The following is a 13,651-nucleotide window of genomic DNA, read 5'->3' on the forward strand; positions in this document are numbered from 1 at the left end:
ATAGAGCAACCCGGCGACAAGGCCGGCAGCGGCAATGATGCCGATGTCGACCCAACGCTCCGGGTCCATGTCCTCCGGTGCGCTCGGCCAGATCAAGGCGAAGCCGCCGACTGCGGCGCCAGCGCCGAAAACCATGTGCAGCAGGACATTGCGCAACGAGAAGAACTCGGCGATCAGCGCGAAGATCAACGTCTGCAGCGCGGTCACCACGATGGTCAGGAAATAGACGAACATGCCGAGCGGCGGCACCAGCAGCACCGCGATCGGCGAAACGCCCATGACGTCGAAATAGTTGGGCGCATTGGGCAAGGAACTGAGCACGCCATAGATCACCGCGATGGCGATCAGGCCGACCAGCACCGATACGAAGTAGCCGGCCAACATCATCAATATGCGCTTCATCACGTGCTTTGCCGTCGCCATCCCCATCCCCCAATGCGGCGCCCGGAGCTATTCCAGGAAATGACAGTCAGCCATCAAAGCACGACTGACGCAAGGGGAGGCGCCCGCGCCAGGGCGATCGCCGAAGTTGGCGCCGGGAGCCTGTGACGCAGCCGAGAACGAATTCGCGTCGGAACGTCCCTATTTCGGCTCCGCCGTCACGGGATCATAGGTGATTTCGACCTTCGCCTTGTCCGCCGTGTAATAGGTGACGGTGTAGGCGCCGCTGTCCCAGTCGACCTCGTCCACATAGCGAAAGCCGTCGCGCTGCTCGACCTTGGCAATGATCTCCGACAGCTTCTTGGCATTGGGCGGCGGCAGCGGCTTGTCGTCCGCGGCCAAGGCCGGCCCGCCGGCGAGAAGAACGGCGACGCTGGTCGCCAGCAGAAATCTGGACATGGCTTTCCCTCAAGTTTCGTCGGGGAGAAACTCGCTGGTATGCCGGTTTGTTCCGCAACTGAAACGGGTGCCGGTTCCGTCCACTGGTTTGCAGCTTCCCGAATGAGGGGCCGCCGCGCACTTGACTTACGCGGCGCGTCGTTGAGCGGGGTGGAGACCTGAACGGGTTCGACGAGGGTCGACGGCGGTCACGATGCTGTGGTGGTGATCGCAATAGACGCGATCCGCCGAGGTTGGCCCGGCACAAAAACGATAACCGCCGGGTACCGACCGGTCTTCGCTTACCGGGAAGCGGCACTGATAGACGCCTAGCTGAATGAGGGGGACGTCTTTCGAAATTGGTCTGACATTTTCAGGCATTGTTTTTCAGGTTCCTGGTTCATAGCCATTGCCGGCTGACGGCCGCTATGCGACCGCGTCAAAGCGAGCTTCTCTCGTTTGGAGGGCTGTGGATCACCATATGGTGTCGATCGCAGCGTCAATGAAGCCCGAAACCCTGCTTTCGCAAGCCAATCATTGCGACTTAAGGCCACACTGGCTGCTGGGAGGGCGGGCTGCGGGAGCGAGTACATTTTGTCAGCAGACAGTGCGGTCGCGTCCCGGAGCATCTCTTCGAACCGTTGCGCCGGTGCTATGGTGTGCCTGCATGATCGGACAGCAGGGATATGAGGCATGCCCGAAATCACACGCCGTACACTTCTTGCGTTTACCGCCGTCGCCTCGGTCATTGAACCGACGTTTGCCGAAGCGGAAGGGGCCTCACCCGAATTGCGGGCGCTGATCGGAGCCCATGAAGCCAGCTATGTCGAGCTTCACAGGGTTGTTCATCAAGCGGGCAGCAGCAGCCACGAATGCAAGAGGGCAGACCGGATTGAACAGGAAGCCTTGCTGGCCATCTGCTCCTATCCAGCGATCAGCCGAGGCGACCGCCGGGCCAAGGCCGATTACCTGTTGACCGCCGAGGCTCGGGGTGAACTCGACCTGGAAGAGCACATGCAGGCCATCCTGCACGCGATGAAGCGCTGATCGCGGCTCGACCGGCGTAGGGCAGAGTTTGGCCCCATCGACAGGAGTTCATGCGCGGCGACTATCTCGCCGCCTTCCATTGCTGCGACTACGCATCTTTGGCTAATGGACGAAGCGCTCAGCGACCTGTCGGGCAAGTGACGCTCGATGAAGCCCGGCCCATGGAGCAAGCCCGAGCGCTGAACCGGAACAACGCTATACGGTCTTTTGCGCCGACGACCGCATCGAGGTGTCGTTTTGGGATCGCGAACAGATGAAGGTCCGAAACGGCTCCGACGTCTGCCCGTTCCAGAGATATGCGAGCTACAGCAGCGCGTGGAATTCGCCCAGAAGAATTGGCGGGGAAGGGGCGGGGGGTAGTTGCTAGGCATTTTGGGGTGCGGCGGTCAGGAAGGCCGATGGTGGGCGATGCAGGGATTGAACCTGCGACCCCACCCGTGTGAAGGGTGTGCTCTCCCGCTGAGCTAATCGCCCGCTCGTTGCCCGAAGGCCAAGCGAGCCGCGATATAAGGGAGGCAGGTGCGGGAAGTCAAGGCGGTGTCCGGCGTTCTGACACGGATCGGTTTTGCTGTGCTTTGCGCCCTGTCTCCCGCCGCCTTCCGGTCAGTTTCCGGCGGCAGCAATCAGCCTTTGCGCCAGATCGAGCGTCAGGGCGTCGAAATGCGAAATCACCGCAGAAGGCTCGAACTCCCGCACATGGCGGTCGGTGTAGCCGAAATCGACCGCCACCACCGGAATGCCGGCGGCTTTCGCCGTGTCGATGTCGGTTTGCGAATCGCCGACCATCAGGGCGCGGTGAGGGTCGCCGCCGGCCAGCTTTATGGTCTCGATCAAATGGCGCGGGTCGGGCTTGCGGAAGGCGAACGTGTCCTGGCCGGCGATCGCCGCGAAATGTTTGGTCAGGCCGAGCGCCTCGATCAGCGCCAGCGAGTTGGCTTCGTATTTGTTGGTGCAGATGGCGAGGATATAGCCGGCCTCCTCGAAGCGCGCGATCGCCTCGACGACACCGGGGTAGGGGCGCGACTTGCCGGGGATGTTGAGCGTGTAGTGGTCGAGGAAAAGTTTCAGCAGCCGGTCGTGCTCCTCGACGGCAAGCGATCGCTGATGGGCGGCGTGCGCCCGCTCGATCATCACCCGGCCGCCGTGACCGACAAAGCGCCTGAAGCCGGCTTCGTCGACCGCCGCGATCTCGCTGGCGGCCAGGCTGTGGTTGAGGCTGTCGAGCAGGTCCGGCGCTGTGTCGATCAGCGTACCGTCGAGGTCGAACACGATGATCGGTCGGGTCATGGTCTGTCCTGGGCAGGTGTGCAATGGGCAGGCGATAAAGGCTGCGGCGCGTCAAGGCAAGCGCGGGGCCAGTTCGTTCAGGCGGGGCCTGCTTATCAGGCCGGGCATTCGCGGCTGGACGCCGCTATGAAAAAAACCGCCTCGACGGCGGGCTGTTGGCGCAAATCAACACCATAGGCAAAAATGTAGCATAGCTGCGCTCACCCGTCAAGGAAATAATTCCTATACTGAGCATCACCTGGAGAAGCGCCGTCCAGGGCTTTGACCGGACCGGCAAAAATGCTACGAGCCCGGCAGCGAATTTCCGGGGCAATAACCGACATGGATGCAAGGCAGTTGAAGGTCGAAGCCGCGCGGGCAGCACTCGCCCATGTAAGCGACGGCATGCGGCTTGGCATCGGCACCGGCACCACGGCCGAGGAGTTCGTGCGGCTGCTTGCCGAAAAGGTCGCAACCGGCATGGCGATCATCGGCGTGCCGACTTCGGAGCGCACCGCGTTGCTGTGCCGCGAGCTTGGCGTGCCGCTGTCGACGCTGGAGGAAACGCCAGAGCTGGATCTCACCGTCGACGGCGCCGACGAAGTCGACCCGGAACTGACCCTGGTCAAGGGCGGCGGCGGCGCGCTGCTGCGCGAGAAGATCGTCGCCGCGGCGTCCCAGCGCATGATCGTCATCGCCGACCGCTCCAAGATGGTCGAGACGCTCGGCCGTTTTCCCCTGCCGATCGAAGTCAATCCGTTCGGCCTGCGCGCCACTGAAATCGCGGTTGCCGCAGCGGCTGAAAAGCTCGGTCTTTCCGGACCGGTCACATTGAGGATGACGGGCGGACAGGCTTTTGTTACAGACGGCGGCCATTTTATCCTCGATGCATCTTTTGGCCGCATTCCGGATACAAGAGCGCTTTCGAATGCTCTCCACGCCATTCCGGGCGTGGTCGAGCATGGTCTTTTCATCGGGCTGGCTTCAGCGGCCATCATCGCCGGCGGCGACGGTATCCAAACCGTCCATGCCGCCCGAAAACCAGGGAGTTCTACCGATCATGACGTTGCATAACCGGGTTCGCAGCCTTTCCGTCCTTCTGGCGGCCTCGGCCGTTTTCGCCTTCTCGTCGCCGGCGTTTTCGCAGGATGTCACGGAAGCGCACCTGAAGGCCGCCCGCGCGGCGGTCGCTGCGATCCACGCGACCGACCCGTTCGACAACATCCTGCCGCAGGCAGCCGCGGCGCTCGAATCGCAGCTGATCCAGAAGAACCCGGACATGCAGGAACTGATCGGCAAGACGATCAACGAGAAGGCTCTGGCGCTGGCCTCGCGCCGCGCCGACCTCGAGAAGGAAGCAGCACTCGCCTACGCGAAAGTGTTCTCCGAAAAGGAACTGACCGACATCGCCGCCTTCTACAATTCCGATTCGGGCAAGAAGCTGCTCGATAGCGGCCCGACGGTGACCCGCGAATTGGTCAAGGCAGCCGACATCTGGCAGAACGGCCTCGGCCGCGATCTCGCCCAGCAGGTCGGCGAAACGTTGGCCGCAGCCGCCAAGGCAAAGGCGCAGGCAGCACCTGCCGCGCCCGCCGACGGAGCCGCAGCTCCGGCCGATGGCGCAGCGCCCGCCGACGGCGCGGCCCCCGCGGACAACAACTGACCCGCATTTTCAAATGGCCTTGCGGCCTACTGCGAAAGCCCGGCCTGTCCGGGCTTTTCTTTTGCCGTTTTGCGGCCTACCTGTCTGACACATTTCTGAAGCCTGGGAGCCGCGTCATGGCCGGTTACGACTACGATCTTTTCGTCATCGGCGGCGGCTCGGGCGGGGTGAGGGCGGCGCGCGTCGCCGCGGCACTCGGCAAGCGTGTCGGCATCGCCGAGGAATACCGCTATGGCGGCACCTGCGTCATCCGCGGCTGCGTACCGAAAAAGCTCTACGTCTATGCCTCGCAATTTCCCGAGCACTTCGCCGACGCCGCCGGCTATGGCTGGACGGTGCCGGAAGCCAGTTTCGACTGGCAGACGCTGGTCGCCAACAAGGATCGCGAGATCAGCCGGCTGGAGGCGATCTACGTCAGGAACGTCGAGGGCGCCGGCGGCGAGACCTTCCACTCGCGCGCCATGATCGTCGATCCGCATGTCGTGCATCTCCTGGGTGAGGATCGCACCGTCACAGCAGACCAGATTCTGATTGCCACCGGCGGCCGCCCGGCGGCGCATCCGGCGCTGCCCGGCCACGAACATTGCATCTTTTCCAACGAGGCTTTCGACCTCAAGGAATTGCCCAGGGCGATCATGATCGAGGGCGGCGGTTACATCGCCGTCGAGTTCGCCAACATTTTTCACGGTCTCGGCGTCGACACCACGCTGGTCTATCGCGGCAAGGAGATCCTCAGCCGGTTCGACATGGACCTGCGGCGCATGCTGCACGAAACGATGGAAAAGAAGGGGATAAGGATCCTCTGCCATTCCGTGTCCGAATGGATCCGCAAGCGGCCGGACGGCCGGCTCGATGCGCTGGTCAGCGGTGGCGAGGTGCTGACCGTCGACCAGGTGATGCTGGCCATCGGCCGCATTCCCAACACCGAGAATATGGGCCTGGAAGGCATCGGACTGGAGATGACCAAGACCGGCGCCATCGCCGTCGACCAATATTCCCGCACCAATGTCGACAACATCTGGGCAATCGGCGACGTCACCAACCGCGTGCAGCTGACGCCGGTGGCGATCCATGAGGCGATGTGCTTCATCGAAACCGCCTTCAAGGGAAATCCGACCGCGCCCGATCACGAGACGATCGCGACCGCCGTCTTCTCACAGCCGGAGATCGGCACGGTCGGCCTGTCTGAGGACGATGCCATCAAACGCTTTTCCGACATCGAGATCTACCGCGCCACATTCCGGCCGATGCGGCACACCCTGTCCGGGCGCGACGAGAAGATGCTGATAAAGCTGGTGGTCGATGGCGCGTCGAAGAAAGTGCTTGGCGCCCACATATTGGGGCCGGACGCCGGCGAGATGGCGCAGCTGCTCGGCATCCCGCTGAAGGCCGGCCTGACCAAGGACGATTTCGACCGTACGATGGCCGTGCATCCGACAGCGGCGGAAGAACTGGTCACCATGTACAAGCCGACCTATCGCGTGAAGGACGGCGAGCGGGTCGATTGACGGCAAATCCTGGTTGAGGAACTCCGCCGCGGCAAGGTCATGCCACGGCGGAGATGGTTGCTACAGAAGCGTGCCGCGCAGGATCACCAGCGCCACCGAGAAATAGATCACCAGCCCGGTGACATCGACCAGCGTGGCAACGAACGGCGCCGATGCGCTGGCCGGGTCGAAGCCGATGCGCTTCAAGGCGAACGGCAGCATCGACCCCGACAGCGAACCGAAGGTGACGATGCCGACCAGTGCAGCACCCACCGTGGTGGCGATCAGCGGCCAGTGCGGGCCATAGTCGTAGAAGCCCATATACTGCCAGAGCGCGATGCGGCAGACGCCGACCACACCGAGCATGGCGCCCAGCACCAGGCCGGTGGGCAGCTCGCGCAGCGCCACCCGCCACCAGTCGCCAAGGCCGATCTCGCGCAAGGCCAGCGCGCGGATGACCAGCGAGGTCGCCTGCGAGCCGGAATTGCCGCCGGAGCTCATGATCAGCGGGATGAACAGCGTCAGCACGATCGCCTTCTCCAGCTCGCCCTCATAGCTCTGCATGGCGTTGGCCGTCAGCATCTCCGAGATGAACAGCGCGCACAGCCAGCCGCCGCGTTTCCTGATCATGGCGAGGAAGCTCATCTTCATGTACGGCTCGTCCAGCGCCTCCATGCCGCCGAAACGGTGCACATCCTCGGTCGTCTCCGCGATCATCGTGTCGATGATGTCGTCGATGGTGACGATGCCGAGGATCTTGCCATGGTCGACGACCGGAACGGCGAGCAGATCGTATTTGGAGATCGTCTGCGCCAGCGTTTCGCGATCGGTCAGCGGGCCGACCGTCACCGGAAGATGATCCGGCGCCACCGTCATGATCGAATCGTCCGGCTCACCGGTGATCAGCCGGCGCAGGCCCGTCGAGCGCACAAGCAGGTGCGTTTGCGGATCGACGATATAGATCGCATAGACGGTCTCGCGCGTCCGCTCCACCTTGCGGATGTAGTCGAGCGTTTGCCCGACGCTCCAGTCCGAGGGCACGCTGACGAACTCCGTCGTCATGATCGATGCGGCACTGCCTTCGGGATAGCCGAGGATGGAGAGCAGCGTTGCGCGCAGCGGCGGCGCAAGTCCGCCGAGCAGCTCGGAACGCGCCGGCTCGTCGAGCTCGCGCAAAATGTCGGCGGCACGGTCGACCGACATGGCGGTGAGCAGCTTGCCCGCCTTGGCGCGCGGCAGCGCCTCCATGAGTTCCGACGCGCCGTCGAGTTCCGGCTGATCGAAGATCTCGACCAGACGTTCGAACGTCACTTCACAGAGCAGTTCCGTCGCGGTCTCTCGAGGCTCCCTGTTCAGGGCCTCGACAATGTCGGCGACGTGATCGTTGGCTAGGATACGGGCAATCGCGACGGCCTCGTCGCTTGCCACCGTGGTAAATTCGTTCATGGCTCACTCCTTGCCGTCCGGCAGGACATGAACCATGTGAGGTCACGTCAGGGCGGACGGCTGTTGCGTTCGACTGTGACTGTCGCCAGGCATGGCGCGGTGACCTTTCTGCTTGCGGGTTCGCGTTTGATTGTCTGCAAGCGGGCGCAACATAGGAGCGCGCCTTGCCGTGTCAATCGCGGTGAGGAGGGAAAATGCCGACGAGCAGCCGAGATCGCGAGACTGTGATCACCGGCCGCCGTTCGACCAGGCAGACCAGGGCGGAATAACCGTTATTTCTGCTTCAGCCGGCGCGAGAAGCGCAGCCACTTGTCCTCGACCGGCCTTGGGGCCGGCCTTGGCTGCACCAGAATGGTGGTGAGTTCGGCGGGGAGGGTCGGAACCAGCGGCTTCTTGGTGGCGACGCCGTCGGCGATCGCGACGATGCTGTGATAGAACTCGCTGCCCGTCATCGATCTCGGCGCCACCGCCTCGTGCATGACGCTGATCACCGTGACATCGGGGCAGTTGTCCTTGATGGCCTGGTGGAAGGCGACCTTGCCATCGGGGTCGAGCGCGCCGGTCGCCTCGTCGAGGAACAGCAATCCCGGCTGCTGCAGCACGATGCGAGCCACCACCAGCTTCTGTTTCTGGCCGCCCGACAGCACCTGGTCCCAGCTTTTGCCTTCGCGGCTTTCGTCGGCCATGTGCTCGATGAAGTCGCCGAGCCCCGCCTTGTGCAGCGCCGACGCCACCTGCGCATCGCCATGGTCGTGCTCGGAGCCGGGCAGGCAGACCAACTGTTTCAGCGACACAGGCTGCAGCTTGACCTCCTGGGCGGCATAGAAACTCTTGACGCCCTCGGGGAAGACGATGGTGCCGCGGCCATAGGGCCACAGGCCGTTGATCGCCTTGATCAGCGAGGTCTTGCCGCAACCGGACTCGCCTTTCAGGAAAGTCCATTCGCCGCGCCGGAAGCGCAGATTGGCGGCGCTGAGAAAGGGCGTCGCGTCCTCGCCCTGATGCGCCAGTTCGAGCTTCTGGATGGTCAGGCCGAAAACCGGGTTCTGGCTGGCATAGTGGAAGTCGGAGCGGCCGGTCTGGCTGTAGAATTCCTGCGGATGCTGGACATTCTCGATCGCATTGGCCAGCTCGGTGACACGCTGGCTGTTGGCGCGCAACGTGGCGATGGCGGGCATGACGTGGATGAACCAGGAACACTGGCCGATCAGCGAATTGACCAGCTCGGAGCCGGTTATGTAGCCCTTGAGGTCGAGACCGTTGTGGATGAACGGCACCAGGCCCGGTCCGTAGGCGACAATGCGGGCACCGATGAAATTGTAGATCAGCTCGAACGACATATAGACGGTGTTGACGATGTTCAGCCGCGTCCAGGTGCCGTCGATGTCGACATAAAGCCGGCCATGCATGGTCCTTTGCACGCCTTCGCCCTGAGACGCCGCGACGTGGAAGGACCGCCGCAGGAATGTCGTCAGCTCGCCGCGATAGCTGCCCTCGGCCTGCTGCATCCTGACGTTGAGGCGCTCGAGCAGGCCGCCGAGCTTGACCGCGATCCAAGTGTTCAGCGGCACGTAGGTGGCGACGGCCAGGAAGGCGAGGATGGCGCTGCCATAGCTGCCGAGAAATTCCAGCCCCTTCACCTCGACGGAGTTTTCGAGCAGCTTCTGGCCGACGAAATAGAGCGATGTGGCAACGCCAAGCACGCCCATGGCGAGCCCGATGGCGCCACCGGTCATGTCCTTGATGGATTCCTGGACGCGCTGGTCGATGTTGTCGGGGGCCGGTGCGCCGCTGCCGGTCGACGCGTGCTGGGCATGGAAATGCGTATGATTGCCGTCCAGCAGCGCTTCATTGAAGCGGCTGTCCAGCCAACCGCGCCATTTGCGGTGCAACGTCGCCGAGACAAGGTTGCGGATGCCGGTGAAGCCAGCGTCCTTGAGTACGACCAGCAGCACGAGGACGCCGGCATTGACCAAAAGCGAGCGAAGCGGCGTGGTGTTGGCGGCGTCATGGAAGAAGGCGATGGAATTGACCAGTTCGCCCGAGGCTTCGGCGAACCAGACACCGGCCTTGCTGGACAACGCCGTGAGCAGCGCGATCACCAGCGTCAGCGTCCAGGCTTCCTTCCAGCGGTCGGAAACCCAGTAGGCCCGCATCAGGCCCCAGAAGCTGCGCATCGACGACACCGGCGTCAGAAGCGATCGCCCTGCGGCATCGCGAGGTGTTTTTTCCGGTACTGACTCTTGCGATGGTCTACCGACCCGAATCACTATCCCGCCCAAACCTTTTTTCTTTTGTTACGGATGGTAACACCAATTGATCATTTTCCATTAATTTAAAACCGGGCCGACCGGATTGCCCCGGCAGCCGTTGCCGTGAGGCAACAGATTACATGCTGAAATATAGCGACAACCGTTGGCAAAAAGCCAGATATTGCTTTTAATTTCAATCGCTTGATCTATCGAGTCGTGACGCTTGTGCGGCTTCCCTTAGGGAAGGCTTTCACACGGTTTCGTGAACTCGAAATCGTGTCGAGCGATCGGTTTTCTCACTGCGGACGGCCCAGAGAGCTCGAAAATCTGCGGCTCGTGACTCGCCAGGAATGCCGTGGTCGTCCCTGCCGGGGGCAGGAATTGACGAGAGAATCGATCGAGCGGCGCGTTCCGTTTGTCGGGTCAGACAAGGGACTGCGTTTGACAATTCATCCGCTTGGAATTGAACCTTGCCCGGCATCGTCGACACTCATGCATGTCCGGTTCTCCAACAAGGAAGCTCCCAAGGCTTGCACGCGCGGCCGCAATCCTGTCCCTCTTTGCCTTTGTACCTTTGGCGCATGCCGGCGAGCAAAGCATTCCGGCCAGCGCCGAGGGCCAGATCGAGTTCAACATCGGCTGCATCTACACGCCCAAAGGCGGCACCGGCACCTATGAGCCGAGGGATGGCGGCCCGGAACTGAGCTGCTCGCGCGTCGAGCCGAGCTACCTTACGATTATCCTGGGTCCGAAGGGGCCAGCAACGCTGATCAAAAACCCAGGCGAGCAGGGCTGCTGCAGCGATGTCGACAAGCTTGGCTACGGCAACAGCTGGAGCGCCGGGCCGTTCTCGTGCCAGTCGTCAACCAAGGGACTGACCTGCACGGCCACGAACGGCCATGGATTTTCATCAGCAAGGCCAAAGCGACGGTGAAGTAACGTTTGCTGCCGTCGCGGTGAGGAGAGGGCGGTCGGCTCAGCCGGCCTTTTCCAGTTCGCCTCGCGCCTTGGCAGCCGCCACCTGGCGAATGGCATCGGCCAGCGTATCGGCATCCTGCGCGCCCATGACGGCGTATTTGTCCTCGAGCAGGAAGCACGGCACACCAGAAATGCCCATGCGCGACGCGGTGGCGATCTCGGTGCGCACCGCCTCGACATCGGCCTCGGTCGGCAAAAGCGAGGCGACCACGGACGCATCCATGCCAGCCTCGCGCGCGGCTTCGACCAGCACGGCATGGTCGCCGATGTCAGCGCCTTCCTCGAAATTCAGCTGGAACAGCCGCCGTACAAGCCTGTTCTGAATGGCTTCGCCGGCGGCCCCTGCCCAGCGGATCAGCCGGTGCGCATCCAGCGTATTCGGCGCCACCTTGATGGCGTCGAAGGCAAAGGAAATGTCTTCCGCTTCGCCCAGCGGCTCGATGCGGTCGTGAATTTCGCGGATGCGCTCGTCGCTGCCGAATTTTGCCAGCATGTATTCGCGGCGGTCCTTGCCTTCGGGCGGAATGGTCGGATCGAGCTGGAACGGCCGCCAGCGGACATGCACGTCGACATCGCCGACGGCGGCGATTGCCCTGTCGAGCCGCTTCTGGCCGATGAAGCACCAGGGGCAGACGACATCGGAAACCACATCGACGGTGATGGCGTTCAATTCGCTCATCTCGATCTCCTGATCCCTCAGTTGGGTTTGCGCCACCATGTTGGCAGTTGATACCCGAATATGGGCGTCTTTTGCGGATGTTCCAGGTAGTTCCAGTAGGCGATCCATTGCTGCGTGTTGTACTGCATCGGCACCATGTAGTTGCCGGAGATCAGCAGCCGGTCGAGAACGCGAACGGCGGCAACATAATCCTCCTTGGAGCGGGCGCGCAGCATCGCCTCGATTGCCGCGTCCACAGCCGGATCGGCGACGCCGGCGAGATTGAACGAGCCTTCCGTCCGGGCGGCAGTCGAACTCCAGCGCCCGCTCTGCTCGATGCCGGGTGACAACGAATTGTTGAAGCCGCTCGATCCGACCAAGACCTCGAAATCGAAGCGCTGCTTGCGCGACTGGATCTGATCGCCGTCGAGGCTGCGAATGGTGAGATTGATGCCGATCTTCTCCAGCGTGCGCTGATAGATGCCGGCAAGGCGCTCCTCGTCCTGCGAAGCGGTCAGGATCTCAAAGCCGAAGGGTTTGCCTTCGGGATCAAGCATCGTTCCATTCTGCACGTGGTAGCCGACACTTTTCAAAAGATCGAAAGCTGCCTTCACGACGCGCCGATCCTGGCCCGATCCGTCGGTCACCGGCGGCCGCCATGTGCCGTCCATGACATCGGCCGGCACGCGGCCGGGGTAGGGCGCCAGAAGCGCTTTCTCCCTGTCGTCGGCCGGATGGCCGAGCGCGGAAAGCTCGGAATTCTGCCAGTAACTCATCGTGCGCGTGTATTTGCCGCCGAACAGGTTCTTGTTGGCCCATTCGAAGTCGTAGAGCATGCCGAGCGCGCGCCGCACGACCGGGTTGGCGAATTTCGGCAACCGCGTGTTGAACAGGAAACCGGTCACCACCGGCGGAATGCCGGTGTCGAAGGTTTCGGCGATCACGTCGCCCTTGTGGAAGGCCGGAAAATCGAGATCGCGCTCGCGCTTCACCGGATCGCTGTCGTCATCGATGGCGCAGAGGCCTTTCTTGAACGCTTCGAGCTTGGCGTTGGCGTTGAGGAAATACTCGATGGTGATCTGGTCGTAATTGTCGAAACCGCGCTTGGCGGGGACATCCTTGCCCCAATAGTCCGGGTTGCGCTTGAAGACGATGCGCTGGCCTGGCTGCACCTGCGCGATCGTATACGGACCGCTGCCGATCACCGGCTTGAGCGTCGTCCTGTCGAAGGTCTCCTTGTCAAAGGCGTGCTTCGGGATGATCGGGGTCAGCGCGATGATCAGCGGGAATTCGCGATCGGCCTTGTCGTTGAAGGTGAAGCGCACGCTGTGGTCGCCGGTCTTTTCGAGCTTGGCGACCCTGGCCATGCGGTCGCTGTAAGGCGGGCGGCCTTTGTCGGTGTAGACATCATAACTGAACAGCACGTCCTCCGGCGTCACCGGCTGACCGTCCGACCATTTGGCCTTCGGATTGAGATGGAACTCGATGCTCTTGCGCTCCGGATCCATGTCGGCGCTGTCGGCCAACAAACCGTAGAGCGTGAAAGCCTCGTCGGCATTGCGCTGCATCAACGGCTCGAAGACCAGATTGCCGAAGATCGTATCCATCATGCCGCGCGCCGTGGTGCGCAGGCTCTTGAGGATGAAAGGGTTGAGATTGTCGAAGCTGCCGACGACGCAATAGGTGATCGAGCCACCCTTCGGCGCGTCGGGATTGACGTAGTTGAAATGCGTATAGTCGGGCGGCAGCGCCGGCTCGCCCTGCATGGCGATGGCGTGCTTCGGCTCCGAGGCGGCCGGCTGATGCGAAAGGGCGAGAAACGATATCGCGGTGATCAGCCAAACAAGAACGCGGCCCATGACCGTCTCCTTACTGGGCGGCTTGATGATTCGGACTGCACCCTAGCATGGCGCCACCGCGCTCCGGCCAGATACATCAGCCCAAATCGCACGGCCCAAATCGCACGGCCAAGAATCGCAGGCGCCGGGCTGGATTCGGCCTCGCTTGCAGTGTAACACGCCCTCCGAAGTCATTC

At 62.6% G+C, this 13,651-nt stretch carries 12 protein-coding genes and 1 tRNA gene; 5 read left to right on the top strand and 8 right to left on the bottom strand.

Features of this window, described 5'->3' with window-relative positions:
- Positions 1-429 (bottom strand): hypothetical protein (locus EN990_RS06305; protein WP_164766088.1); only part of this gene is annotated, 429 nt, incomplete at its 3' end.
- A 153-nt stretch (positions 430-582) separates the two neighbouring features.
- Positions 583-840: a PepSY domain-containing protein gene (locus tag EN990_RS06310; protein ID WP_063172137.1), complete on the bottom strand. Its 258-nt coding sequence runs from the start codon at positions 838-840 to the stop codon at positions 583-585.
- 672 nt (positions 841-1,512) lie between these two features.
- Between EN990_RS06310 and EN990_RS06320 the strand changes: the two genes are divergently transcribed.
- Positions 1,513-1,866, top strand: a complete 354-nt coding sequence (locus tag EN990_RS06320) for a hypothetical protein (protein WP_127369242.1) — start codon at positions 1,513-1,515, stop codon at positions 1,864-1,866.
- A gap of 399 nt (positions 1,867-2,265) precedes the next feature.
- Here EN990_RS06320 and EN990_RS06325 read toward each other — a convergent pair.
- Together EN990_RS06325 and EN990_RS06330 are read right to left on the bottom strand one after the other, a co-directional pair.
- A tRNA-Val gene (locus tag EN990_RS06325) sits at positions 2,266-2,340 on the bottom strand.
- Positions 2,341-2,469: 129 nt separating this feature from the next.
- Positions 2,470-3,153 (bottom strand): phosphoglycolate phosphatase, encoded by a 684-nt coding sequence (locus EN990_RS06330; protein ID WP_127369243.1) that lies wholly within the window; start codon positions 3,151-3,153, stop codon positions 2,470-2,472.
- Positions 3,154-3,474: 321 nt separating this feature from the next.
- Here EN990_RS06330 and rpiA point away from each other — a divergent pair, with 321 nt between their 5' ends.
- The 3 genes from rpiA to gor all read left to right on the top strand — a co-directional run bounded on the left by rpiA (position 3,475) and on the right by gor (position 6,303).
- Entirely contained in the window at positions 3,475-4,206 is a 732-nt protein-coding gene (gene rpiA / locus EN990_RS06335; protein WP_063172140.1) for a ribose-5-phosphate isomerase RpiA, read from the top strand.
- Positions 4,193-4,795 carry a DUF2059 domain-containing protein gene (locus tag EN990_RS06340; protein ID WP_013531665.1) on the top strand — a complete coding sequence of 201 codons (603 nt, stop codon included), beginning with the start codon at positions 4,193-4,195 and terminating at the stop codon, positions 4,793-4,795. Before rpiA ends, EN990_RS06340 begins: the two co-directional genes overlap by 14 nt.
- A 116-nt stretch (positions 4,796-4,911) precedes the next feature.
- Entirely contained in the window at positions 4,912-6,303 is a 1,392-nt protein-coding gene (gene gor / locus EN990_RS06345) for a glutathione-disulfide reductase (RefSeq protein ID WP_127385183.1), read from the top strand.
- A gap of 60 nt (positions 6,304-6,363) precedes the next feature.
- Here gor and mgtE read toward each other — a convergent pair whose 3' ends face one another.
- Together mgtE and EN990_RS06355 are read right to left on the bottom strand one after the other, a co-directional pair.
- On the bottom strand, positions 6,364-7,728 hold the full coding sequence (gene mgtE / locus EN990_RS06350) for a magnesium transporter (protein WP_064993196.1): 1,365 nt from the start codon (positions 7,726-7,728) through the stop codon (positions 6,364-6,366).
- 272 nt (positions 7,729-8,000) lie between these two features.
- Positions 8,001-9,905: an ABC transporter ATP-binding protein/permease gene (locus EN990_RS06355; protein ID WP_164753936.1), complete on the bottom strand. Its 1,905-nt coding sequence runs from the start codon at positions 9,903-9,905 to the stop codon at positions 8,001-8,003.
- Between the two features lie 571 nt (positions 9,906-10,476).
- On the opposite strand from EN990_RS06355, the gene EN990_RS06360 reads away from it, so the two are divergent.
- A complete protein-coding gene (locus EN990_RS06360) occupies positions 10,477-10,914 on the top strand; it encodes a hypothetical protein (RefSeq protein ID WP_127368246.1) in 438 nt (145 codons plus the stop codon).
- A gap of 42 nt (positions 10,915-10,956) precedes the next feature.
- Here the strand turns inward: EN990_RS06360 and EN990_RS06365 are convergent, their stop codons facing one another.
- On the bottom strand, positions 10,957-11,637 hold the full coding sequence (locus EN990_RS06365) for a DsbA family protein (protein WP_127368245.1): 681 nt from the start codon (positions 11,635-11,637) through the stop codon (positions 10,957-10,959).
- Between the two features lie 17 nt (positions 11,638-11,654).
- Positions 11,655-13,475 carry an extracellular solute-binding protein gene (locus EN990_RS06370; protein WP_127368244.1) on the bottom strand — a complete coding sequence of 607 codons (1,821 nt, stop codon included), beginning with the start codon at positions 13,473-13,475 and terminating at the stop codon, positions 11,655-11,657.
- Positions 13,476-13,651 lie beyond the last annotated feature (176 nt).

This window comes from Mesorhizobium sp. M7A.F.Ca.US.005.03.1.1 (genome assembly GCF_003997975.1).
GTDB lineage: Bacteria > Pseudomonadota > Alphaproteobacteria > Rhizobiales > Rhizobiaceae > Mesorhizobium > Mesorhizobium ciceri.

Coding starts and splice junctions, on each gene's coding strand:
- EN990_RS06320 (WP_127369242.1), top strand. CDS start 1,513: ATGCCCGAAATCACACGCCGTACACTTCTTGCGTTTACCGCCGTCGCC.
- EN990_RS06365 (WP_127368245.1), bottom strand. CDS start 11,637: ATGAGCGAATTGAACGCCATCACCGTCGATGTGGTTTCCGATGTCGTC.
- rpiA (WP_063172140.1), top strand. CDS start 3,475: ATGGATGCAAGGCAGTTGAAGGTCGAAGCCGCGCGGGCAGCACTCGCC.
- EN990_RS06340 (WP_013531665.1), top strand. CDS start 4,193: ATGACGTTGCATAACCGGGTTCGCAGCCTTTCCGTCCTTCTGGCGGCC.
- EN990_RS06310 (WP_063172137.1), bottom strand. CDS start 840: ATGTCCAGATTTCTGCTGGCGACCAGCGTCGCCGTTCTTCTCGCCGGC.
- EN990_RS06355 (WP_164753936.1), bottom strand. CDS start 9,905: ATGCGCAGCTTCTGGGGCCTGATGCGGGCCTACTGGGTTTCCGACCGC.
- EN990_RS06330 (WP_127369243.1), bottom strand. CDS start 3,153: ATGACCCGACCGATCATCGTGTTCGACCTCGACGGTACGCTGATCGAC.
- EN990_RS06370 (WP_127368244.1), bottom strand. CDS start 13,475: ATGGGCCGCGTTCTTGTTTGGCTGATCACCGCGATATCGTTTCTCGCC.
- mgtE (WP_064993196.1), bottom strand. CDS start 7,728: ATGAACGAATTTACCACGGTGGCAAGCGACGAGGCCGTCGCGATTGCC.
- gor (WP_127385183.1), top strand. CDS start 4,912: ATGGCCGGTTACGACTACGATCTTTTCGTCATCGGCGGCGGCTCGGGC.
- EN990_RS06360 (WP_127368246.1), top strand. CDS start 10,477: ATGTCCGGTTCTCCAACAAGGAAGCTCCCAAGGCTTGCACGCGCGGCC.